Source organism: Marinobacter sp. C1S70 (genome assembly GCF_000475355.1).
GTDB classification, from domain to species: Bacteria; Pseudomonadota; Gammaproteobacteria; order Pseudomonadales; family Oleiphilaceae; genus Marinobacter; species Marinobacter nauticus.
This window is the reverse complement of record NZ_AXBW01000024.1, coordinates 42,295-64,522: the sequence shown is the minus strand read 5'-3', so window position 1 is coordinate 64,522 and position 22,228 is coordinate 42,295. Positions and strand designations below refer to the sequence as shown.

The 22,228-nt window shown below is 58.6% G+C and carries 19 protein-coding genes, 1 tRNA gene and 1 pseudogene; 18 read left to right on the top strand and 3 right to left on the bottom strand.

Going from position 1 to position 22,228, the window contains the following annotated elements; genetic code table 11:
* The first annotated feature begins 36 nt into the window (after nucleotides 1-36).
* Nucleotides 37-1,698, top strand: coding sequence for a glucose-6-phosphate isomerase (gene pgi, locus Q669_RS08090; RefSeq protein WP_022991894.1), 1,662 nt, complete (start codon nucleotides 37-39; stop codon nucleotides 1,696-1,698).
* Here pgi and folK read toward each other — a convergent pair.
* Both folK and folB read right to left on the bottom strand, forming a co-directional pair.
* A complete protein-coding gene (gene folK / locus Q669_RS08085; RefSeq protein WP_011784194.1) occupies nucleotides 1,672-2,196 on the bottom strand; it encodes a 2-amino-4-hydroxy-6-hydroxymethyldihydropteridine diphosphokinase in 525 nt (174 codons plus the stop codon). The two genes, pgi and folK, sit on opposite strands and share 27 nt — an antisense overlap.
* Entirely contained in the window at nucleotides 2,193-2,564 is a 372-nt protein-coding gene (folB, locus tag Q669_RS08080) for a dihydroneopterin aldolase (protein ID WP_011784193.1), read from the bottom strand. The genes folK and folB overlap by 4 nt, the downstream gene beginning before the upstream one ends.
* Nucleotides 2,565-2,705: 141 nt before the next feature.
* Here folB and plsY point away from each other — a divergent pair, with 141 nt between their 5' ends.
* Nucleotides 2,706-3,299: a glycerol-3-phosphate 1-O-acyltransferase PlsY gene (gene plsY, locus Q669_RS08075; RefSeq protein WP_022991893.1), complete on the top strand. Its 594-nt coding sequence runs from the start codon at nucleotides 2,706-2,708 to the stop codon at nucleotides 3,297-3,299.
* A 12-nt stretch (nucleotides 3,300-3,311) separates the two neighbouring features.
* Here plsY and tsaD read toward each other — a convergent pair whose 3' ends face one another.
* On the bottom strand, nucleotides 3,312-4,367 hold the full coding sequence (gene tsaD / locus Q669_RS08070; RefSeq protein WP_023011598.1) for a tRNA (adenosine(37)-N6)-threonylcarbamoyltransferase complex transferase subunit TsaD: 1,056 nt from the start codon (nucleotides 4,365-4,367) through the stop codon (nucleotides 3,312-3,314).
* A gap of 233 nt (nucleotides 4,368-4,600) precedes the next feature.
* On the opposite strand from tsaD, the gene rpsU reads away from it, so the two are divergent.
* The 16 genes and pseudogenes from rpsU (at nucleotide 4,601) to aupB (ending at nucleotide 22,112) form a co-directional block, all read left to right on the top strand.
* Nucleotides 4,601-4,816 carry a 30S ribosomal protein S21 gene (gene rpsU / locus Q669_RS08065; RefSeq protein ID WP_007153483.1) on the top strand — a complete coding sequence of 72 codons (216 nt, stop codon included), beginning with the start codon at nucleotides 4,601-4,603 and terminating at the stop codon, nucleotides 4,814-4,816.
* Between the two features lie 154 nt (nucleotides 4,817-4,970).
* Entirely contained in the window at nucleotides 4,971-6,722 is a 1,752-nt protein-coding gene (gene dnaG, locus Q669_RS08060) for a DNA primase (protein WP_022991890.1), read from the top strand.
* A gap of 118 nt (nucleotides 6,723-6,840) precedes the next feature.
* Nucleotides 6,841-8,697: an RNA polymerase sigma factor RpoD gene (rpoD, locus tag Q669_RS08055; RefSeq protein ID WP_011784189.1), complete on the top strand. Its 1,857-nt coding sequence runs from the start codon at nucleotides 6,841-6,843 to the stop codon at nucleotides 8,695-8,697.
* A gap of 60 nt (nucleotides 8,698-8,757) precedes the next feature.
* A tRNA-Ile gene (locus tag Q669_RS08050) sits at nucleotides 8,758-8,834 on the top strand.
* A 246-nt stretch (nucleotides 8,835-9,080) separates the two neighbouring features.
* Nucleotides 9,081-10,319: a tyrosine-type recombinase/integrase gene (locus Q669_RS08045; protein WP_022991889.1), complete on the top strand. Its 1,239-nt coding sequence runs from the start codon at nucleotides 9,081-9,083 to the stop codon at nucleotides 10,317-10,319.
* A gap of 17 nt (nucleotides 10,320-10,336) precedes the next feature.
* On the top strand, nucleotides 10,337-10,573 hold the full coding sequence (locus Q669_RS08040) for a hypothetical protein (RefSeq protein ID WP_022991888.1): 237 nt from the start codon (nucleotides 10,337-10,339) through the stop codon (nucleotides 10,571-10,573).
* The gene (locus Q669_RS08035; protein ID WP_022991887.1) at nucleotides 10,570-10,830 is read left to right on the top strand and encodes a hypothetical protein; all 261 of its coding nucleotides are present in this window, start codon (nucleotides 10,570-10,572) and stop codon (nucleotides 10,828-10,830) included. The genes Q669_RS08040 and Q669_RS08035 overlap by 4 nt, the downstream gene beginning before the upstream one ends.
* Before the next feature lie 96 nt (nucleotides 10,831-10,926).
* The gene (locus tag Q669_RS08030; RefSeq protein ID WP_022991886.1) at nucleotides 10,927-11,796 is read left to right on the top strand and encodes a hypothetical protein; all 870 of its coding nucleotides are present in this window, start codon (nucleotides 10,927-10,929) and stop codon (nucleotides 11,794-11,796) included.
* 144 nt (nucleotides 11,797-11,940) lie between these two features.
* Nucleotides 11,941-12,168: a helix-turn-helix transcriptional regulator gene (locus Q669_RS08025; protein ID WP_022991885.1), complete on the top strand. Its 228-nt coding sequence runs from the start codon at nucleotides 11,941-11,943 to the stop codon at nucleotides 12,166-12,168.
* Nucleotides 12,165-13,148 carry a toprim domain-containing protein gene (locus tag Q669_RS08020; RefSeq protein WP_022991884.1) on the top strand — a complete coding sequence of 328 codons (984 nt, stop codon included), beginning with the start codon at nucleotides 12,165-12,167 and terminating at the stop codon, nucleotides 13,146-13,148. Before Q669_RS08025 ends, Q669_RS08020 begins: the two co-directional genes overlap by 4 nt.
* Complete coding sequence (locus Q669_RS08015) at nucleotides 13,148-14,695, top strand: YfjI family protein (protein WP_022991883.1); 1,548 nt, start codon at nucleotides 13,148-13,150, stop codon at nucleotides 14,693-14,695. The genes Q669_RS08020 and Q669_RS08015 overlap by 1 nt, the downstream gene beginning before the upstream one ends.
* 289 nt (nucleotides 14,696-14,984) lie before the next feature.
* Nucleotides 14,985-15,380: a hypothetical protein gene (locus tag Q669_RS19500; protein WP_152525036.1), complete on the top strand. Its 396-nt coding sequence runs from the start codon at nucleotides 14,985-14,987 to the stop codon at nucleotides 15,378-15,380.
* A gap of 2 nt (nucleotides 15,381-15,382) precedes the next feature.
* On the top strand, nucleotides 15,383-15,706 hold the full coding sequence (locus Q669_RS08005; RefSeq protein ID WP_036149220.1) for a hypothetical protein: 324 nt from the start codon (nucleotides 15,383-15,385) through the stop codon (nucleotides 15,704-15,706).
* Between the two features lie 1,011 nt (nucleotides 15,707-16,717).
* Nucleotides 16,718-17,272 (top strand): PEP-CTERM sorting domain-containing protein, encoded by a 555-nt coding sequence (locus Q669_RS08000; RefSeq protein ID WP_022991880.1) that lies wholly within the window; start codon nucleotides 16,718-16,720, stop codon nucleotides 17,270-17,272.
* Between the two features lie 299 nt (nucleotides 17,273-17,571).
* Nucleotides 17,572-18,909 (top strand): annotated as a pseudogene (gene aupA / locus Q669_RS07995) (alkane uptake protein AupA).
* Between the two features lie 11 nt (nucleotides 18,910-18,920).
* Nucleotides 18,921-22,112 (top strand): alkane uptake protein AupB, encoded by a 3,192-nt coding sequence (aupB, locus tag Q669_RS07990; RefSeq protein WP_022991877.1) that lies wholly within the window; start codon nucleotides 18,921-18,923, stop codon nucleotides 22,110-22,112.
* The last annotated feature ends 116 nt before the right edge of the window (nucleotides 22,113-22,228 follow it).

Genomic DNA, 22,228 nt, shown 5'->3' with positions numbered 1-22,228 from the left:
GGAGCCTCACCCCCAGACAACGGAAGGGACCCCCTGATGCCTGAGAAACACCCTGCGCTCACCAGCCGAGCAGAATGGCAAGCTCTCAACGACGCCAAAGCCCGGCTCGAACATCTACCCATGCGGGAGCTGTTTCAGCAGGATCCGGGCCGTGCCCAGCGTTACCTGGTAGAGGGTGCCGGCCTGTCGCTGGATTTCTCCCGCAACCGGCTGACGGACGAAGTGCTGGAGGCTCTGCTCAACCTGGCCCAGGCCTGTGGTCTGGAGGAACGTCGCACGGCCTTGTTCCGGGGCGGTCTGGTGAACCTCACGGAACAACGCCCCGCCCTGCACACCGCCCTTCGTGAGGGTGAACAGGGCGAGGTTCGGGTTAACGGCGACAACATCATTCCCGAAATCCATCGCACACTGGGGAAGATGAAAGCGCTGGTTGAAAGCATTCACAGTGGTGAACGCACCGGCCACACCGGCGCCCGGTTTACCGACGTTGTCAGCATTGGCATCGGCGGCTCGTTTCTCGGGCCGAAGCTGGCCGTCGAAGCTCTACGCCCTTACTGGCAGGGTTCCATTAACTGTCACTTTGTTGCCAACATCGACGGCACCGACATTACTGAAACCCTCACCCGCCTGAACCCGGACACCACGCTGTTTCTGGTGCAGTCAAAATCCTTCCGTACCCAGGAAACCCTGGAGAACAGCCTGCTCGCCCGGCAATGGTTTCTCGATAATGGTGGCAACGCAGCCTCGGTCTCCCAGCATTTCATGGCAGTCACGGCCAACGTCGAAGAAGCGGCCCGGTTCGGCATCGAACCCGCCAACACCTTTCCCATGTGGGATTGGGTAGGTGGTCGTTATTCCCTCTGGTCCGCCATCGGCCTGCCGATTGCGTTAACGCTTGGCATGGCGGCATTCCGGGAGCTACTCGCCGGTGCACATGCCATGGACACCCATTTCAGGGAAGCGCCCGAGCGGGAAAACCTGCCGGTAATCATGGCCATGCTCAGCGTGTGGTACAACAATTTCTGGGGCGCCGAGAGCCATGCGGTACTGCCCTATGACGAATACCTGAAATACCTGCCGGAGCACCTTCAGCAGCTGGATATGGAGAGTAACGGCAAGCGCGTAACCCAGAATGGCATCAGCGTGGATTACCCTACCGGGCCCGTGCTCTGGGGCGGCGTGGGCGCTAACGGCCAGCACGCCTATCACCAACTGATTCATCAGGGTACCCGGCTGATTCCTGCCGACTTCATCATTCCCCTGAGGTCCCACAATCCGGTGGCCAGCCACCATGCTGCTCTGTTTGCCAATTGTCTGTCTCAGGCACGGGCCATGATGGCCGGAAAGACGGAAGCAGAGGCCGAACAGGAACTGCTGGCCGGCGGTCTTGATGGTGATGCCGCCCGCCAACTGGCCCCACACAAGGCCATTCCCGGTAACCGGCCCTGCAACATCCTGCTGATGGAACGCCTGACTCCGCACACCCTGGGGGCACTGATTGCACTTTATGAACACCGCACCTTCGTGCAGAGCGTGATCTGGGATATTGATTGCTTTGATCAATGGGGCGTGGAGCTGGGCAAACAGATTGGCAACGAAATTCTTCCGAAACTGCTGGGCGAGAGTGAAGATGGCAGCGCTGGAGACAGCGCCACCGACAACCTGATCCGGTTATTCCGCGACCGCTCCGGAACTTGAGATCTGACGCCCCTGCCAGGTGAAATCGACGGGCCAGAGCTTCTGGTCCTTCTGGTAAGACTGCCAGAGGCTGCGATAGCTCTCTCCACACACAGGGTGCAATTCGTCCGGAGCAATATCGGCCAGCGGCCTCAGGACAAATGCGTTTTTTAGGATTTCAGCCCGGGGCAGTTCAACCCCATCAAGGGTGCCGGTCGCATCGCCCCAGGTGAGAATATCCAGATCCAGAGTCCTTGGACTGAACTTGGGCGCCGAAGCTTTGCGGCCGTTGTCTGCCTCAAGTTTTTTGAAGCGCCGGGAAAGCTCTCCTACCGACATATCGGTATCCACACCCACCACCAGGTTCAGAAAATCCGAGCCATCGAAGCCGACCGATTCGCTCTCGTAAACCGGAGAAATGGCCAATTCTCCAAACCAACCGGCCAGAGCATCCAGCGCCGCGCTGACATGGCGATAGCGTTCAATATTACTGCCGATACTGATGTATACACGTTTCATGCCCGTGCCCCCCGCTCAATTCTCACGCCCACCGAGCGTGCGGCCGGCACAGCACCGGGCTTGCTCAACGTCAGCCTCAGCCAACGCACGCCAAACTCGCTCTGCAGCAAACGGGCAACTTCCTCTGCGGCCCGCTCCAGCAACTCCGGCTGCAGCGTTTTCAGGCACTGACTGACCCGCTCGCTAACGGCGGCGTAATCAAGTGCATCGGCAACATCGTCACTGGCGCCGGGCACCGAGTTATCCCACGCCAGTTCCAGATCCACCAGTAGCCGCTGTGTGACTTCGCGTTCCCAATCGTACACCCCGATCACGGTTTCCACCGCCAGTCCTTCGATCAGGACTGTGTCCCATTTGCCATTTGCCAAACCGGTCTCCCGAGCCTTCCACTGATGGCTGATTGAATATTACCCAGGCAGACGATACTGTGACGGACAATCAGCCTGCCTTGATGCGGGCGGCATTTTCTCACAGAACACAGGGCCCAGTCTCTGTACAGCGGTTACGCCATGGACGTCTTTAGCCAACCCGTTGCGATTGTCTTGCTTTGCGCCAGCGCTTATCTGGCGGGTTCCGTGCTGTTCGCGATACCAGTGTGCCGCCTCTGGAAACTGCCAGATCCTCGCGCCCTGGGTTCCGGCAACCCCGGAGCCACCAATGTGTACCGGGCAGGTGGCTGGCAACCTGCGCTGGCAACCCTGGCGCTGGATGCGTTCAAGGGCTGGCTGCCCGTCTGGCTCGGCCACAGTCTTGGCATGTCCATTCTGGTGCAGGCCATGATTGCCCTGTGCGCGGTGACCGGACACATGATCCCGGCTTTCTATCGGTTCAAAGGCGGCAAGGGTGTTGCCACGGCTCTCGGGGCAGGGTTGGCGCTGGCACCGCTCACCACCGCCATCATGGCGGGCTTGTGGCTGGGCGTGATGTGGCGCTGGCGCATTTCAGCCGTGGCCTCTCTGGTGGCGATCACCAGCGGCCCACTCATCAGCGCCCTGCTGGAACCGGAAACCCTGCCCCTGTTCGGACTGCTGACCCTGCTGATTGTGGTGCGTCACCGCAACAACCTGATTCGCCTGGCCCAGGGGCGGGAAACCGGGCTCTGAGTTCCCGCCCGGCTAGTCCACAAGGCCGTTGTGACGAGGTTCCGCCACCGGCGGCAGGGTATTCATCGGCCACCGGGGTACCGCCACAATCCGCTCGCCATCCTGCTGACCGGCCTTTAGCCGCTGCGCACCGGCATAGGCAATCATGGCACCGTTGTCGGTGCAGAACTCCGGACGAGCGTAGAACACCGAACCACGCAGCTTTTCTGCCATGGCTTCCAGTGACGCCCGCAATCGCTTGTTGGCGCTGACCCCGCCGGCAATGACCAACCGCTTACACCCGGTTTGCTCCAGGGCTCTGCGACATTTGATGACCAGGGTATCAACTACTGCAGCTTCGAACGCCAGAGCAATGTCTGCTTTTAGCTGCTCATCCAGCGTGCCTTTATCTTTAGCCTTGTTAACGGTATTCAGGGTATAGGTTTTCAGACCGCTGAAGGAAAAATCCAGGCCGGGACGATCGATCATCGGGCGGGGAAAACGGTACTGCCCCTCTCTGCCTTTTTCGGCAAGGGCCGCTACCCGGGGGCCACCCGGATAATCCAGACCCAGCATTTTCGCGGTTTTATCGAACGCCTCGCCGGCAGCATCATCCACCGATTCACCCAGCATCTGGTACTCACCAATGCCATCCACCCGCACTAACTGGGTATGGCCGCCAGACACCAACAGCGCTACAAACGGAAAGGCCGGCGGATTGTCCTCCAGCATGGGCGCCAGCAGGTGACCTTCCATGTGATGCACGCCCAACACCGGAACCCCCAGTGCAAACCCCAATGCATGCGCCACCGAGCCGCCCACCATCAGGGCACCCACCAACCCGGGCCCGGCGGTATAGGCGATACCTTCGATATCGGAACGAGCTTTGCCGGCTTGAGCCAGCACCTCATCGCATAAAGGAAGCAGCTTGCGGACATGATCCCGGGAGGCCAGCTCAGGCACCACGCCGCCATAATCGGCGTGCATACCGATTTGACTGTAAAGGGCATGGGCCAGCAGCCCCTGCTGAGCGTCAAACAGGGCTACACCGGTCTCATCGCAGGAGGTTTCAATACCAAGAATCAGCATAATGGGCACTACATCCAAGGGGTGTCGGGTACGTGGGCGGCATTTTAGCAGAAACCCGAAAGCTTCCGGCAGTTTCGTTGAACAGTGATTGACCTTGGCCAGCCCAGCGGCTATCATTGCCGCCCTAAATTAGCACTGGTCGAGTTTTAGCCAATCTGACCAGGGATCGAGCCCGTACGGCACTGGCCGACGGAACAAATTGAAACCGAATCTATCAGGTAGGTGATTTTCGAATGCCAGCTGTTAAAGTGAAAGAGAATGAGCCGTTTGACGTAGCACTGCGTCGCTTCAAGCGTTCCTGCGAGAAGGCCGGTGTACTGTCTGAAGTACGTCGTCGTGAGCACTACGAGAAGCCGACCGCTGTTCGTAAGCGTAAAGCAGCTGCTGCAGTTAAGCGTCATCTCAAGAAGCTTCAGCGGGAACAGCGCAAGTTCGAGCGTCTGTACTGAGTTCAGGCGCGCATCGACTGCACAACTGATTGCCGGAACGGCGTTTCGCCCCACCCGGCAAGCTGAAAATGCCGCCGAGGCCTGGCTTCGGCGGCATTTTTGGCTATGGCGAAAATGCCTTCGCACCCGGCACCCCGGCTGAAGTGGAGCCACCATGAGCGGATTGATCCCTCAACGCTTTGTTGAAGACCTGCTGGATCGCATTGATCTGGCGGAGCTGATCGGTTCGCGCATCACGCTGAAAAAAGCCGGAGCCAACTACAAGGCCTGCTGCCCGTTTCACGACGAGAAGACGCCATCATTTAACGTTCGACCGGACAAAGGCTTCTATCACTGTTTTGGCTGTGGAGCCCATGGCGATGCCATCAGCTTTGTTCGCGAATTTGAGGGCCTGGGTTTTACCGAAGCGGTAGAAGAACTGGCCAAGCGTGCCGGGCTGGAAGTGCCGTACGACCGAGCTGCCAAACAGGAAATGCAACAGGCGCGGACACTGACCGATGCCCTGGAGTTTGCCAACCGGTTCTATCACTCAGCACTGACCAGTCAGCAAGGCGGTTATGCCCGGGACTACCTGAAGCAGCGGGGACTGGATGAAAACATTATCCAGCAATATCAGATTGGTTTTGCACCGGGCACCGGCACCGCACTTTACGACGCCGCCCCGAAGGATCTTAAAGCACCACTGATTGAGACCCGCACGGTGTCGGACCAGTACGGCCGCCCCAGGGATCTGTTCCGCAACCGGGTTATGTTTCCCATCCGGAACACCCGAGGCAAAACCATCGCCTTCGGCGGGCGCACGCTGGGCGACGACAAGGCCAAGTACATTAACTCGCCGGAATCGGACGTTTTCCACAAGAGCCGGGAAATCTACGGCCTGTTCGAGGCCCGGCAAGCCATTCGACAACTGGACAAGTTGCTGGTGGTCGAAGGCTATATGGATGTGATTGCGCTGGCCCAGCACGGCATCCATTACGCGGTGGCGACTCTGGGGACGGCCACCAACCAGGACAGCCTGACCGCACTGCTTCGGCACGTTCGGCATATCGTGTTCTGTTTTGACGGCGACCAGGCAGGTTTTCGGGCAGCGGACAGGGCCATGGAGAATGCCCTGGAACTGATGGCAGACGGGCTGCACCTGCAGTTCCTCATGCTGCCAGAAGGCGAAGACCCGGACACACTGGTGCGCAAAGAAGGGCCGGACGCATTTCAGAAGCGTATTGAGGGCGCCACACCCTTCTCACGCTATCTGTTTGATCGCCAGAGCGAGGGCCTTGATCTGCAGTTGCCCGAACACCGAGGCGAACTTCGGGCACGGGTTGAGCCCTTGCTGAACAAAATGCCCCGCAGCACATTGCGGGACGCCATGTGGCACGAAATGCTGCGCCTGTGCGGCGGCCGCAATCAGTGGCAGAACCGCCAGCAGGGCCAGAATTACAAGGCACGGGGCTGGCGCGGTGAAGGCCAGAGCCGGCCCACGGAAGAGCGGATTGACGTAAAACTCAGCAAAGACAGCACCTTGTGCCTGGCCTTGCTGGAAGCACCGGAACTGGCAACCGAAGTGAAAGCTCTGGCAGACAGCACCCGGCAGCTTGAACGCGCGGGGCGTTTTGCCCGCTGGTTACTGGAAGAAAAAATTCAGACCCGCAAGACACTGGTCGCGGGGCTGGCCACGAACAAACAGGCCAGGGACAGGTTTTACAACCTGTTTGACGAACTGGAGCACATACCGGCCCGGGAAAGCACACTGGCGGCTGCCAGAGAGCTGTTAAGCCCGAATGAAGAGGCCGCGCGTCAGCAGAGGCTGGCAACCCTGCTCCGGAACCTGGCACAGCTTTCCCCGGAAGAACGGGAGGAGCTGCGAACGCTCAGCGCCGGTACGTTAAATCCGAAGGCTGAAAGCTGAGCACTTGAAACCTGTTGCCCTGATCACCATCTAACCATTCGGTGGCAGCGCAACCGAGCGACAGCTATAATGGCTGTTTAACTTTTTTCCTTTTTAAAAGCGAGTTCACAGGGTGTCTATGTCAGGCAATTCGCAGAAATCACGTTTGAAAGACCTCATCGCACGAGGCAAGGAACAAGGTTACCTGACTTACGCCGAGGTAAACGATCACCTCCCGGAAGATATCGCAGATCCGGATCAGGTTGAAGACATTATCCGGATGATCAACGACATGGGTATCCAGGTGTGCGAAGAGACACCAGACGCGGATACCCTGCTGATGACCGAAGGTGACTCCACTGCCGACGAAGCTGCTGCCGCCGAAGCCGCTGCTGCTCTTGCCGCCGTTGAGACCGACGCTGGCCGCACCACCGATCCGGTGCGCATGTACATGCGCGAGATGGGCACCGTTGAGCTGCTGACCCGCGAAGGCGAAATTGTCATCGCCAAGCGCATCGAGGAAGGCATTCGCGATGTCATGGCCGCTGTAGCACATTTCCCGGGCACCGCCGGCACCGTGATTCAGGCCTACGACCGCATCATCGAGAATGAAGGTCGCATCAGCGACATCGTCACCGGCTTCCTCGACCCGGACGACGCCGAGCCGTTCATGGGTGAAGACACCAGCACCGAAGACACCTCTGCTGATGACAGCGATACCAGCAGCGATGACGACGATGACGACACCTCCAGCGAAGACGACAACGACAACGGGCCAGATCCGGAAGAAACCCGGCTGCGCTTCGAGCTGCTGAAAGAGAAGCTGGACGCTGCCGAGAAGGCCTTGGCCAAACACGGCCGTGGGCACAAGAAAACCCAGGAAGCCCTGAACGAACTGGGCCAGGTTTTCGCCCCGTTTAAGCTGGCCAACAAGGCGTTTGACGAACTGGTGAACGTCGTTCGTTCAACCAACGACCTGGTCCGCGAGAATGAGCGCGCCATCATGCAGATCTGTGTACGCGACTGCAAAATGCCGCGCAAAGACTTCATCAAATGGTTCCCGGGCAACGAAACTGATCTTGAGTGGGCCGGCGAAATTGCCGCCACCAAAAAGCCCTATGCGGCCGCTATCGGTGAGCGTGTAGATGAAATCGTTCGCCTGCAGAAGCGCATCCAGAACGTTCAGACCGAAGTGGATCTGGACGTGGCCGACATCAAGGAAATCAACCGCCGGGTGTCGATCGGCGAGGCGAAAGCCCGCCGCGCCAAAAAGGAAATGGTTGAGGCCAACCTGCGTCTGGTTATTTCCATCGCCAAGAAATACACCAACCGCGGCCTGCAGTTCCTGGATCTGATCCAGGAAGGCAACATTGGCCTGATGAAGGCGGTCGACAAGTTCGAGTACCGTCGTGGCTACAAGTTCTCCACCTACGCTACCTGGTGGATTCGCCAGGCCATCACCCGCTCCATCGCGGATCAGGCCCGCACGATCCGGATTCCGGTGCACATGATCGAGACGATCAACAAGCTCAACCGCATCTCCCGCCAGATGCTGCAGGAGATGGGCCGCGAGCCCACACCCGAGGAGCTGGGCGAGCGCATGGACATGCCGGAAGACAAGATCCGCAAGGTGCTGAAGATCGCCAAAGAGCCGATCTCCATGGAAACACCCATTGGTGACGACGAAGACAGTCATCTGGGCGATTTCATCGAAGATATCCAGGCTCTGTCGCCAGTGGATTCAGCCACGGCTGAAGGCCTGCGCGAAGCCACCCGCTCCGTGCTGGCCGGCCTGACCGCTCGGGAATCCAAAGTACTGCGCATGCGCTTTGGTATCGAGATGAACACCGACCACACTCTGGAAGAAGTCGGCAAGCAGTTCGATGTTACGCGGGAGCGTATCCGTCAGATCGAAGCCAAGGCCCTGCGCAAACTGCGCCACCCTTCCCGCTCCGATCACCTGCGCGGCTTCATTGACGACCAGGGCAACGGTTAATCCCCAAGACAGTAGCGGGCGCCACCCCTCGTGGGTATAATGGCGCCCGTTTTCTTTTCCGGGCCTATAGCTCAGTTGGTTAGAGCAGGGGACTCATAATCCCTTGGTCGCTGGTTCGAGTCCAGCTGGGCCCACCACTTCTTACATTTCTGTAATCTTTCCCCCGCTTTTACCGGCCTTCGCCGGAACACAAAACACCCTGCAAAGCCCTGCTGTTACTGGCCTACAGCCTGAAAGACCAACCACAAAGCCCCGCCCGTTGTTCTGAATTGTTCCACTGACTACCGCTAGAAACCGCCGATATGTGGGGGTATCGTTGGGGGTATCTGGGCCGGTCCCCAGATTTTGACCCCAAAAATACCCCCAACATGGAGACCAACCCCATGACCAGAGCGGCCAACAAGCTGACGGAAACGGCAGTAAAGCACGCCACATTCAGCAAGTACGGCAAACGCACCAAGCTGGCGGACGGGGCCGGGCTGTATCTGGACATTCAGAAGGCGGGCCGGTACTGGCGGCTGAAATACCGCTATGGCGGAAAAGAAAAGCTGTTAGCCCTGGGGGTATATCCTGACGTTTCCCTGAAGGAAGCCCGCGCCAAACGCGACGAGGCAAAGCGCCTGCTGTCGGACAATATCGACCCAGTGACCCACCGCCAGCGAGAGAAAGCCGAGCGGGTAGAGGCAACCGCTACCACCTTCAAGGGCATTGCCCTGGAATGGCTGGATCACGTACACAAGAAAAACGTAGGGGCCACCACCTACCCCAAAAACAAACGCCGCCTTGAAATGTACGCCTTCCCTAAACTAGGCCGCCGCCCGATGGCTGAGATTGAGCCGCCTGACGTTCTGGCGATACTCCGAGAGATTGAAGGCAAGGGCCACGTAGACAACGCCCACCGGCTGAAAACTCTAATTGGCCAGGTTTTCCGTTACGCCGTGAGTACAGGCCGGGCAACCCGTGACGTTACCGCAGACCTTCGGGGCATTCTTCCCGCGCCAAACGTGAAGCATCACGCCGCAGTCACCACCCCGGACGAAATCGCGGATATGCTGAAAAAGATTGATACCTACTGGGGGAGCCCTACGGTATGCCTGGCCCTGAAGCTATCGCCCTACCTGTTTCTGAGGCCCGGCAACCTTCGCCACATGCGCTGGGAGGAAATCGACTGGGACGCCGCCACCTGGACAACAGACACCACGAAAAACGGGGAGCCGCTGGTGGTTCCACTGGCCCACCAAGCTATCGCCCTGCTTAGGGAGCTGGAGGAGCTGAACGGTAAACGTGAATGGGTATTCCCGAGCGGAGCGGGCAAAGGCCGCCCCATGAGTGAGAACGCCATTACCGGAGCCCTGAACCGTCTGGAGCTTCAGGGCATTATGTCTGCCCACGGATTCAGAGCTATGGCCAAAACCGTGTTAACGGAGCGCCTGGGCTTTCGGACTGAGATTATCGAAATGCAGATGGCCCACCGAGTAAGGGACGTTCACGGCAGAGCCTACAACCGGACAACCTGGCTCCCAGAACGCCAGGCCATGATGCAGCAATGGGCCGATTACCTGGACAACCTGAAGAAGCCAGACAACAACGTGACACCGATTCACCAGACCGCCAGCAAGTAAACCAAGGGAGAACCGCCATGCTCGACACCACCGGCATAGACATGATTACCAGCGCACACACCCGAACAAGCGCCATTCTTAGCGCCTTATCGTTATACCTGGAGACCGCCCAAGGTGAAGGCATAGACGGTATAACCGCTGATAAGGTTGCCGCCTTAGTCTGGCAAGCCCAAATCAATATGGGAGACCTTCAGGACGGAATAACAGAGACCACCGCCACCCTGAAAGCACTGACAGAGGCCCGCCAGCAATGACCACAACGCAGCGTTACACAGTCGAAAGCTTCACCACCGGAGAGCGCCGGACAGTGACCGCCCCTGATGCCTGGGCCGCGCTGGCGGATCAGCCGGGCCCATGCTTTACCGTGGTTCGCCGGGCTGGCGGACAGTATGCAGCCGTTACCGATGGGGGCGGAGCTTTCCCGGTAGCCGGGGAGCATATCGCCAGCACTCCGGAAGCCGCCGCCGCTTCAATCCGCCAGCATTACGCAGCCATTACAGCCGCAGCATAAAACCAGTTTGGGCCGCGCCTATCCCGGCCAGGAGAAAAGCGGGCACCCTACCCGCCTGGCGCGGCCTTCCAAAATAGGGGCGCTGAAGGGGGCGCAATGAAACCACTGATTAGAAAATCCTGGTACACCCTGACGGAAGCCGCCGACTACCTTACCGAAGGCACAAAGGGCCGCCGCCCGGTATCCGTTGCCAATCTGCTGCAAATGGCTGAAGAAGGAGCCGTTACCCTAACCCTTCAAACGTTTGCCGATACCCCCGGAGAAACCGGCGAACTTGTTGTCCGCTTCAGCGACACGCTGACGAACACAGCCCCAGAGCTTGCACCAGCTGGCGCACGCGTCGAATTTTACGATGCCGAAAAAAGCCGGGGCCGTAAATTGCGAATGAGCCCCCTGAACGACAACGGGCCGCCTTTCCTGTTCTGGCACCCCTGCGAACGCGTGATAATCGAAAGCGGGCAACTGAGGCTGCCTTACATGGTCACAAACCGGGCCCTTTTCCGGTTTTGGTGGCGGTTATCGCTGAAGGGGGAAACCTTCAACCCTGCGCAACTCATAGCCGCCACAAAAGCAGACGAACCCCACTTGTTAGGCCGCTGGCTGTACGCCTCAGAGCCCACCGAGGAACCGCAGTGGTTTGTCAGGCTTCCGCTTGCCGCCCTGCCTGATGACGCCCTGATAGGAATCACCACGGAACAATTAGAGGCCCTGCTACCCGGCAATACCGCTGAACACGCTGGAGAACCTACGCCCGCATTCCCTGACAACACCCCGGAGGATATAGGCTTGTTGCTTGACGCCTGGCGCTTGTTTTGGACAAACGCCACCCCAAGGGATCGAAGCACCAGACCAGACCGGGGCCAGGTTGTGGCATGGCTGGAGGGCCACGGGATGAGCGGTAAGTTAGCAGACGCCGGGGCCACCATGATTACCCCGGACTGGGCCCGAAAAGGAGGAAGAAAATAGAACCCCTACACCCTTAAACCGCCTGATTTTACTGGCGGCCCGCCAGTTTTTGAGCAAAACCCCTGCACCCCTTCCACCTGTTTCAGCACCGCCAGCAATTAGAGGATTACCCCGAACTTAACCGGAACCAAGGGGTAATCCGACATGACCGCACAACCGCAAACCGTAGACACCACCCGCCAGCACATTGACCGCATGTTGCGCCGTAAGGAAGTGGAGGCCATTACAGGCCGCAGCCGCAGCGCAATCTATGAAGGCATGGCCGCTGGCACATTCCCCAAGCCCGTAAAAATCGGGGCCCGCGCCGTGGCCTGGCCTGAATCGGTAATTCGTAACTGGATCGCTGAACGCATGGAAGGGGGCCAGGCATGAAAACGGCACCCGCCCCCGAAGGGGCAAGGCACCAGACCCAAACCCAGTATAGCAACGCCACTGCTGGCGGATATGCGGAGCGTCTGGATTCGATACGCGCCGCCCTGCTGGAAGCGGGCATAGAACCGGCCAACCCTGACGCCCTGCTGTCCCGGCTGGCTGATGCTGAAGGCAAGCCGGTACGGTTTGGCACCGCCAGCAAGCCCCGCAGCAAAAACGGCTGGCTGATCGCCTACCATGACCGGGGCCTGCCCTTTGTCGTTATCGCCGGAGACTGGAGCACCGGAGCTGAAACAAAGTGGATAGCCGGAACCGGGGATACCCTGAACCCTGCCGAGCGCCGGGAACTGAAGCGCCGGATGGCGGAAGCCAAACGGGCCAGGGAGGAAGAACAGGCCCGGCAATGGGAAGCCAGAGCCGCCGCAGCCGCCCGCCACTGGCATTTATGCAGCCCGGCAGACCCGATGCACCCGTACCTGCAACGCAAGGGCATACAGCCGCACCGGGCCCGCCAGAAGGGCCGGGAGCTTGTGTTACTGCTGGCGGACTTCACCGGCAAAGCATGGAGCCTGCAAACGATAGACGAGGCCGGGGGTAAACGGCTGATGGCTGGCGGTAAGAAGGCCGGTAATTTCATCGTAGTGGATGGCCCCGACTACCCCGCCCGCGTGCTTATCTGTGAAGGCTGGGCCACCGGCTGCACCCTGGCAGAGATAGACCCCGCCGCCCTGGTATTGGCTGCCGTGGATTGTGGCAACCTTCAAGCCGTAGCAACCGGAGCCCGTAACCGCTGGCCTGATGCTGACCTGATTGTGTGCGGAGATGATGACCGGCAGACACCAGGCAACCCCGGAGCCGCAGCAGCAAAGGCCGCCGCACTGGCCGCCGGGGCCCGGTTTGCCTTGCCGCACTGGCCGCCAGCCGCACCGCTGCACTTGTCAGACTTCAATGACCTGCACAACTGGCAAGGGGGGCGGTAATGACCAAACAGCCGCCCATTACTGCAACAGACCCCAGAACCAACCTAAGCGCCCCGCTGCCTGGTATTGATACAGCCCCTATACCGCTGGCGGGAAGAACGCCGCCGCCACCCTACCCGGTGGACGCCCTGGGGGAGCTACTGGGCAACGCGGCAAAGGCCCTGGCCTACTACGTTCAAACCCCGCTGGGCATGGCCGCGCAATCTATCCTTGCGGTTACTTCGCTGGCGGTACAGGGCCACGCCAACGTGAAGAAGGGCAACGTGGGGACAAGCCCCACAACCTTGTACTGTCTGACCATAGCCGCCAGCGGGGAGCGTAAAAGCTCACTCGATAGCCAGGCTATGAAGCCCATCTATGAATATCAAGCAGAGCGCCGGGCAGAGTATGACGCCCTGATGGCTGAGTACCGGGCCGATCTGGAAGCCCACGAAATGCGCTACAAAAGCATAGTGGGGAGCTACAAGGGAAGCGGCAAGAAACCCCGCCCGCTAACCCATGACGAGCAACAAGCCCTATCGGCTGAGCTGGCGGAGCTGGAAAAGAACCGGCCAACCCCGCCACCGCGCCCCCATATCCTGATGGAAGAACCCACCGCAGAGGGAATCTATAAGCACTTCCTTGACGCCCTGGCAACCGCTGGCCTGTTTTCGGATGAAGGCGGGGCATTCTTCAGCGGGCACGGCATGGCAGACGAGGCCAAGGGCCGGATTATTACCATGCTTTCCCAACTATGGGACGGGAAACCCATCACCCGCACCAGAGCAGGGGCCGGGGAGTCTGGCGTACTGGCAGGCCGCCGCCTGGCTGCCCACCTGATGATACAACCGGTTATCGCTGACAAGGTATTGTCAGACCGCCTGATGATGGGGCAAGGCTTTCTTGCCCGCTTCCTGGTATGCAGTGACCGGTCATTGGTGGGTAGCCGCTTCTTATCGGGCCGCGCCAACGATGAAAGCGCCGCCAGTGACCCGGCCATTACCCGTTTCTGGGACGCCCTGGGGGAGCTTATCCGCCAGCCCTTGCCCACTGATGAAGCCGGGGAGCTGGAGCCGGAAACCCTACCCATCACCGGGCCTGCCTTTGACGCCTGGGTAGCTGTGCACGATTCCATAGAGGAACAGCTGTCACCGCATGGGGAGCTGTCCGTAATACGGGAGTTTGCCGCCAAAGCTGCCGACAACGCCGCCCGGATCGCAGCTGTCCTGTCCTACGTTGAAACCCGGTCAGCACCAACCCCGGAGCATATCGACCGGGCCGCCGAGCTGATGCAGTACTACCTGCTAACCATGATCCAGCGAACGCAGGAAGCCGCACACAGCACGACCGAGCATGAAGCCCGAGAGCTGGCGGACTGGATCAGGCAGAACGGGGGAGAGCTGAGCGCCGATGGCTTCAAGAAACTACCGGCTGCCTACCGAAAAGCCACCAAAGCACGGGAGCTGCTGGGCCTTCTGGTGGACTATGGCCACGCCTTTGTTTCCGTCACTGGCCCCAACAACAAGCCCCGCGCCTGGAAGCTGAGGGAGGGCCCGGACAATGTTTGATCTGATGGGAGCGATAAGGCAACGGCGGAAAGCCAAAACGCCACCCCTTGCGGATTCTGCGGAAACTGCGGAAAGCCCACAACCACGGGCCGGAGAGCTTGCGGAAGGTTTGCGGAAAACTGCGGATAACTGCGGGCCTGGGATTTTTTCCGCAACTCTCCGCAAAAATCCGCAAACGCCAAAAGCCAGCGAACCCCCGGAAACAAAGGGCTGCCGGGAGTTTTCCGCAAATCCGCAAAATCCGCAGACCCTTGCGGGGAAGAATGGACAGAACCCCGATGCCGTTCTTATGGAGATAGCCACAACCCTGAAGGCTGACGCCCATATGTTGCGGGCCCTTCTGTCTGATGACGATATGCAGGCCATAGCCGAGAACTGCCCCGGTTATGACCTGGCCCGGCTGGCGGATTACTTCAGGCTGATGGAGGCCCACGGAAAGCCCCTGCACGACGTAGAGCACCACCTTACCCAACTGGTACGCCAGGGCACCGCCAGAAACCGCCAGAAGGCCAGGCAAGGCAAAGAGCTTGAACGGGTATGGCGGGCCGCCCATGAATCATTCCTGAATCACGCCATGGCCTGCCCTGCCTGCAATGCACCACAAGGCCGCTACTGCCACACCGGGGCGGCATTTCGCCGGGCTTACCTTCAGGCATACCAGAACACAGACCAGCCGGAGCAATGACCATGACCAACGTAACCCCGCTACACCCTGCCCACCGGCTACGGAGCGCACAAGAGAACCTACGCAGCCGGGCCAGACCTACCCCCTGCCCCTATTCAGTGGAGGACATGAGGGCCGCCCCGCTGCTGATGGCGACACCGCCCGGCTATCAACCCCAGATCGACACCACCACCCGCCAAGTATTGGCCGCCCTGCTGCAAGACCTGGAGGAACACCGGGACTGCTGGCACGACCCCATGACAGACCCTGACGCCTGGCTGTGCGCTGGATACATTCACGAAACCTTGCAAGCCCTGCTATCCCAAGCCGGGCACGCCAAGGGGTAAGCCCTACCGCCAGCGGATCACCCACAACAAGCCGGGCCCTGCTGGCGGACAAAACCCGAAAGGTACTACCGGGCAACAACTCACCACGGGGGCGCAGAAGCGCCCGAGCCGCCCAATTATCGGCACCCTATGGCTTCACCACCGCACGACCGAACGCCCCGCCCTGCCTGCCTGAAGCCGTGGCGAACGTGGAGAAACAGGAAGCCGGGGCCCCTGGCACCTACCCAGCACCGCGCGGACGGTGCAACCACGCGGTAATCGGCAAATTTTCGGGAATTCGTGACGCCTCACCAGATGGCCGGATAAAGCCAGAAACGCCAGATAGTTACGACTGCGACAACTGAGGCCAGATAGCGCCACGACACAGTAAATCATAAGCCCGATGGCTGGATGAAAAGGTACTCCCAGACCGGGGCCCGTTGCGGGTAGCGTGGAGCGCGACCGCTCACCAGATACGAAACCAGACACCGCCCGGTTGTTGTTTGGTAGTCCGCGAGGCCGCACGAGATCGCACCCAGACCACAGCAACGCAGCAACCTACCCCACCGGGGGCGGGTAAAATCCCTGACGCTCCCAAGGGCTCGACCGCGTGCCCTAGCCAGATTTTTACGCGGGAGAAATAAGGAAACTTTTTTCGAGGGGGTACGCCGCTGGATTTTGCCCGTATGAGTTCCAGAGACTGCCGGGGGTAGCCGGTTCTTTTTGGGGGTACTTATGGGGGTATTTCCGAACACACCTGAAAGCCACCCGCATAATTATCAGGTGGTTACAGCCGGACTTCGGGGGAAGCTGGGCCCACCATCTCCCAAACTCCTCCCCCAACCCGCACCCAACTCACTCCTGTCCAACTTATTTACACATACGCCTCCAACCTTCTCTTAAGCACTGCCCAAGCCTCTGTTTTAACGTCAAATAATCCTATTGGCACACACTGTGCTGAAAGTCAGACGTAAGTACAGATCGCGGCTTCGCCGCACTGCGTTCAGGGCTTGCCCTGAGAGAAGGTGAAAAATGAAACAGATTACAAAGCAGATAACACACGTTATTGCGGCTCTGGCATTAACCTGGTCTGCTGGGGCTATGGCCCTGATCCTTGGCCCCGCAGACGCCGACAAAACTGTCGACGTAGGCCCCCCAAATCCAGCGCTTGACGCCGGTGACGTTGCAGCCCTTTTTGGAACGTCCGACCTCACTTTGCTTTACAAGTCCAACTACGAAGGCCCGGAAGAAGGCTCCTACCAATCCTTCTACTCCACCAGTTTCACCGGAGACCCTAACAACGCGGTGATCAGCTGGGATGGCCCGGACTACATTGTGTGCCCTGAGTGTTACCTGGTTGTCAAAGACGGCAACGAGCCACAATACCTGTTCAACATCGGCAGCTGGAATGGCCAGGACGTACTGGATCTTCAGGGCTTTTATCCAAACAGAGGCGCCATTTCTCATGTAGCGATCTTTGGCAAGTCCGTTCCTGTACAGGTTCCTGAGCCAGGAACACTGGGCCTGCTGGGACTTGGCATTCTGGGCATGCTCACAATCAGAAGAAAGTTACAAAAATCCGCCTGAGTGTCGACATTTTTTACATGCCACTAAAGCTCCCCTTGGGGAGCTTTTTTTGTGCCCGTTCACAAAACCGCAAACATTAAGTAACAGAAATACACGGAAGCCCACCTTTTAAGCTCATGAGTTTTCGGCCGTTTTAGACAATTCTTGAGGTACGTGGTTCTACCGACACCCTGTCGTGTCAAAAATGCCAACGTCCCGATCAGACAAGCCTCATACACTAAAACCTGAACAAGCGTACCAGTCCTGAAAGGAATCCCTCGGGACTGAGCACAAAAACAATGAGTGAACGGAGTGTATACATGGTTCTTTCCCCCCGATTCTCAGTACGGGCGGTATCCCTTGCCGTTGCAGCAGTTTCCGCCTCCCTGTCCATGCCCACCAGTGCCAGTATGGGCAACCTGGGCACCAGTTATGGTGTAATGCCGGTCGATGTGGCCACCGCCCAGTCCCTTTCGATGTTCAATGAGTAGGTTTCTGCCACCTACTACAATCCGGCAGCGCTGACGAAAGATCCTCGTGGCGAACTTACGGCGGGTATCCTTCATTCCGAACAGGAGCTGCGTTCCGACAATCCCAACGCCAGCGGTGACATTGTCTCGGACTCTCCGAGCCAACACGTTTTGATCGGCATGAAGACCAACCTTGGGTCACTCACCCGGTTCGGGCACCCCATCTATCTCGGGTTTATTGCGGGCGTGGAAAAGTACGGTAAGGAGATGCTGGCTTTCAGCTCTGAAACCAGCGAGAGCGGACAGTTCCTTCAATACGGGAAAGAACCTTTGTTCCTTAACATCGGTGGTGCAACCCCGATCTGGCGCGGTATTTCCGCCGGTGCTTCGGTTCGGGTAACGCTCGAAGCGACCGCTAATCTTGATGCCGTCTCGACGCTGGGCGGCGAAACCAGCCGTGAGCGCCTTGCGGTCAATGCCGAGCCTTCTCTGAAGACCATTCTGGGCACGAACATCGATCTGGGCAGCACATTTTGTCCTGAATCTGACTGTTTCCTGAACGGATGGGAAACGGCGCTGACCTACCGGACGAAGTCATCGGCCTCAACCACAGTCGACTCCAACATCATCGTGACCCAGACTATCCCGGATCCCGGGCTCAGCCTGGCTGTGACAACCATCGACTCATTCCAGCCGGAAACGATTGCCATCGGCACACAATACTCCGGTGACGGCTGGCGCATCGGCGGCAGTATCGAACAACAGAACTGGTCGGAACTGGAAGACGAATTCAGCGGCGACTCCATCAAGGATCAAGGTTCCGTGGCCTCCGGAAACCGGATCGGTTTCGACGACATCCTGATTCCCCGCCTTGGTGCGGAATATCAGTTGAACAAGAACTTCGCCCTTCGTGGCGGTGTTGCCTACGAAGAGTCTCCCCTTAAAACCACTCGTAATCCGGAGCTCAACTACCTGGATACCGACAAACTGGTGGTTGGCCTTGGTATCAGTGCCACTTACGACCGAACCCGCCTGCTCGCCTACCCGGTGCGGCTCGACCTGGGCTATCAGTACCAGCAACTGCAGGAGCGCGACTTCACCGTGGTGGACTACGACGGTGACGAAACCAGTGTCACTGCCGATGGTGATATCCACGTATTCAGCGGATCCATCACCCTGAAGTTCTGAGGAGGCTTGCCATGAAGTACAACAAGACCCTGGCACTGATTCCGGCCATTTTGCTGGCCGCCTGCGGCGGTGGCGACAAACAGTCCATTGACGAAAAACCCAGACCCGGCTCGATGGTCTATTCCTTCCCGATGGATGGGCAGGCTGATATCAGCCCGAAAGCCGACATCGTGCTGCGCTTCTCTCATGCGATTATCGATGATGAAGCAACCCTGCAGAACAAGATCACCCTGCAGAGTAACGACCAGCCCCAGCCATTTACCGTGACCTTGATCGATAATGGCAAAAGTCTGAAGCTTGAGCCTGCTAACCCGCTTGCGACCGGCGAAGAATTCACCGTAACCTTCCAGGAGCCGCTGGCCGCCGAGGGCGGCCGGCAAATCACTACTCCGAACGCTACTGGTGATGACGGCATCCAGTTCGCAACCCGTGGCGCCTATGCGGGTCTCGCGGGGCTGGCCAACACCGCAGACACTTTCGACATTGCCTGGCAAGTACCCGCCAGCGACAGCCCATTCCAGGCCATGAATTTTTCGACTTTCCGGTTTGCCATGACGCAACCGGTGCATCCTGAATGGCAATCACTCGGCGGCAGTATTCAGCTGCAGGATGCCAACGGTGAAGAGGTTCCGGCGACCGTACTGGTTAAAGGCAACCGCATTACGGTTGACCCCTGCGTAACCCCCGAACTGTCGCAGTGCGGCAGCAAACAGGATATTCTCGACACCGGTGAAACCTACACCCTGCATTTGACCAACCTCGCCAGCCTGACCGACAGCAGTGAGGAGAACCGCTTCACCGGGGAATTCACCTTTACCCCGAGAGAGACCGGCCCAACGGTTGTGTTGCAACAAACCGCCGTAGATTCCGGCAACGGTGAACTGAGCTCCGTGCTCAACGGCCAGGCCCTCAATGCCGTAACGCTCAACTCGGTACTCCAGGGCGAAGCCGGCCCCTCTCAACAAACCGGGGACCTGTTTGCCGAGCTCGCCTACGCCCCGGCGTTTGATGCTGACGAAGCACTGCCGCTGCGTATTCCCAAAGGCAGTGTGCTGGAAAGCACCAGCCTGAACGTACTCGTGGGTGGCAAGGTACAGGTTCTGGATGCCGCGACCGGCGAAGACCAGCAAACCGGCACCATCAAAGTGACCATGCTCTCGGATGCATCCGGCTACATGAGCCCGAACCAGTACACCGATGACATCAATGCCCCGCGGCATATCACCCTGTTCATGGACGTATCCATGAACACGGAGGCAGCACAGCCGAATGCCGCGCTGTCCCAGGATCTGATGGGTGTTGAACTGCGCGGTATTGCTCTGGTTCGGGACGGCGTTCTGACCATCGACGCCATCGGCATGGTGGAACCAAACCTGCTGGGCCAGGAATTCACCGATTCCACCATTGCCTTCCATCTGCAGGCCGCAACCGATGCCGACTCGGTTCTGGATGCCGAAAACCTGCGGGAACTGGATGCCACACCACCCAGCCTGGTGAGCTGGATGCCCGGCCCTGCGAACGCCGTTCCGCCAACCCGTCAGTCCATGCAGCGCCCGGGCGACCCGATCATTCTGTTCTTTGATGAGCCGCTTGATCCGGCATCTGTCGAGAATGGTGTCGAACTCATTGAAAACGGTGCACCGGTAACTAACCTTCAGGCTCGGTTGGATGGAACAGCGCTTGTGCTTAATCCGCAGGGTGGCTTGAAGCATGGCGTACCGTATTCCGTGTCTGTCGACGGACTTACAGACCTGGCGGGCAACCGCGCGATGGTTTCTCCGTTAAGCTTTGAGCTCGATAGCATTGAAGAAAACGGTAGCCCGGGAAATAAAGGATTCCCCCTGGCGTTGACGACCTACCCTGGCTACCCATGTGAAACCGACTACGAAAACACCCTGGATCTGGAAAACGGCGTATTCGGGAAATGCTGGACCGCCGACGCCAACAACGCCGGTGACGTGTTACCCGTCAGCAAAATGCCGGCGGACCGGCCAATCACGGTCGTGTTTTCCAAGTCTCTCGATCTGGATTCAGTCATCGTCGGTGAGACCTTTACCGTTCAGGAAATTGCACAGGAAGCAAACGGTACCGTTACCGTCCTGAACCAACAGGTGGCAGGCCGATTAGAGAAAAACAACCAGCGCATCCGGTTCTACCCAGAGCAGCCGTGGCAGGTCGGTGCGCATTACCGCTACATTCTGGCCTCCTCAGAGCAGAGCGGCACTTGCACTCCTGGACAGTACACGTCGATTTGCGACGAGGACGGCATACCACTGAAAACGGATCTGCTGGAAGGCCTCAATGATGGTGACGGGAACAATGGCCCTGATAATCTTGAGATCGTATTTACCGGTTCAGAAGCGCGCTCCACAGTCTTCACACCGCTGCGGAATCTGCCGATTCGGGACACCAATTCGAATCTTGCGATTGACTGCGATGACCTCGGCAGCGAATCGTGTCTTGAGCCATTTAATCACCAGGGGAGCGATAGTGAAGGCTTTTTGCCCTCGGCAAACGCCGCAAAACTGCTCGTAACCCAGGACCATGCCGAGGATGCCCGGGTTGGTTGTGCGGTTGACGGTGCCGATTGCCCCCGCAAAAAATTCATCTATCAGACCTACGCTCTGAATACGGAGGTTATTGGACCTACCGTGGATCCCGACACCGGGCGAGACGCCGTCAAAGTGCTGCTTTACCCAACCCAACTGGCGACCACGTCTCTCGACGTTCACCTGTCGTTGCTGAGCACGGTTTCCAGCACCGGGCCCCAGGTATTAAGAATGCGCTACGCCAAGGACGATCCTGAATGTACGGGAGCATCCTGCGCCAGAAACAGCCTGATTCCGGGTTACATCACCGAGAATGATCAGGGTGAGACGATTTTCAAAACCAAAGCCGAGCTGTTTCTTGATGCCCCCGGGTTGAAGGCAACCGCGTCCATCCTCGGAATTCCCACAGACTTGCCACTGACTCACAACCTCTTTGGCTATCCTTTCACTCTGGAACTGGAAGGGCGTGTGGTGTTCTTTGATGACGGCCGGATGCAGATCGAACAACGGAACTTCAATGTCCCCCACATCGACGTAGAGGCTGTCGCCCTCGGAATCATCAATACGGAAATCCCATTGATCATCCCCGAGCAAGGCGTCTACCTGAATTTTATATCCAACCCGGTGAAGGAAATTCCGGCTCAGTACGAATAGAACACAGGTTACTCAGGTCTACCCTCCTCAGGCCAGTCTCCGGACTGGCCTTTTTTATGGGCCTTTTGGGGCCACAATCACAATCGGTTTTTCATTCCGGGTCGTTTTCCTGATAA

What these genes read in the sequence shown, in the direction of transcription:
- tsaD (WP_023011598.1), bottom strand. Translation starts at nt 4,367, where the DNA reads ATGCTGATTCTTGGTATTGAAACCTCCTGCGATGAGACCGGTGTAGCC.
- rpoD (WP_011784189.1), top strand. Translation starts at nt 6,841, where the DNA reads ATGTCAGGCAATTCGCAGAAATCACGTTTGAAAGACCTCATCGCACGA.
- Q669_RS08030 (WP_022991886.1), top strand. Translation starts at nt 10,927, where the DNA reads ATGAAACCACTGATTAGAAAATCCTGGTACACCCTGACGGAAGCCGCC.
- Q669_RS08040 (WP_022991888.1), top strand. Translation starts at nt 10,337, where the DNA reads ATGCTCGACACCACCGGCATAGACATGATTACCAGCGCACACACCCGA.
- Q669_RS08035 (WP_022991887.1), top strand. Translation starts at nt 10,570, where the DNA reads ATGACCACAACGCAGCGTTACACAGTCGAAAGCTTCACCACCGGAGAG.
- folK (WP_011784194.1), bottom strand. Translation starts at nt 2,196, where the DNA reads ATGAAACGTGTATACATCAGTATCGGCAGTAATATTGAACGCTATCGC.
- Q669_RS08025 (WP_022991885.1), top strand. Translation starts at nt 11,941, where the DNA reads ATGACCGCACAACCGCAAACCGTAGACACCACCCGCCAGCACATTGAC.
- Q669_RS08005 (WP_036149220.1), top strand. Translation starts at nt 15,383, where the DNA reads ATGACCAACGTAACCCCGCTACACCCTGCCCACCGGCTACGGAGCGCA.
- Q669_RS08000 (WP_022991880.1), top strand. Translation starts at nt 16,718, where the DNA reads ATGAAACAGATTACAAAGCAGATAACACACGTTATTGCGGCTCTGGCA.
- aupB (WP_022991877.1), top strand. Translation starts at nt 18,921, where the DNA reads ATGAAGTACAACAAGACCCTGGCACTGATTCCGGCCATTTTGCTGGCC.
- plsY (WP_022991893.1), top strand. Translation starts at nt 2,706, where the DNA reads ATGGACGTCTTTAGCCAACCCGTTGCGATTGTCTTGCTTTGCGCCAGC.
- rpsU (WP_007153483.1), top strand. Translation starts at nt 4,601, where the DNA reads ATGCCAGCTGTTAAAGTGAAAGAGAATGAGCCGTTTGACGTAGCACTG.
- pgi (WP_022991894.1), top strand. Translation starts at nt 37, where the DNA reads ATGCCTGAGAAACACCCTGCGCTCACCAGCCGAGCAGAATGGCAAGCT.
- Q669_RS08020 (WP_022991884.1), top strand. Translation starts at nt 12,165, where the DNA reads ATGAAAACGGCACCCGCCCCCGAAGGGGCAAGGCACCAGACCCAAACC.
- Q669_RS19500 (WP_152525036.1), top strand. Translation starts at nt 14,985, where the DNA reads ATGGAGATAGCCACAACCCTGAAGGCTGACGCCCATATGTTGCGGGCC.
- Q669_RS08045 (WP_022991889.1), top strand. Translation starts at nt 9,081, where the DNA reads ATGACCAGAGCGGCCAACAAGCTGACGGAAACGGCAGTAAAGCACGCC.
- Q669_RS08015 (WP_022991883.1), top strand. Translation starts at nt 13,148, where the DNA reads ATGACCAAACAGCCGCCCATTACTGCAACAGACCCCAGAACCAACCTA.
- dnaG (WP_022991890.1), top strand. Translation starts at nt 4,971, where the DNA reads ATGAGCGGATTGATCCCTCAACGCTTTGTTGAAGACCTGCTGGATCGC.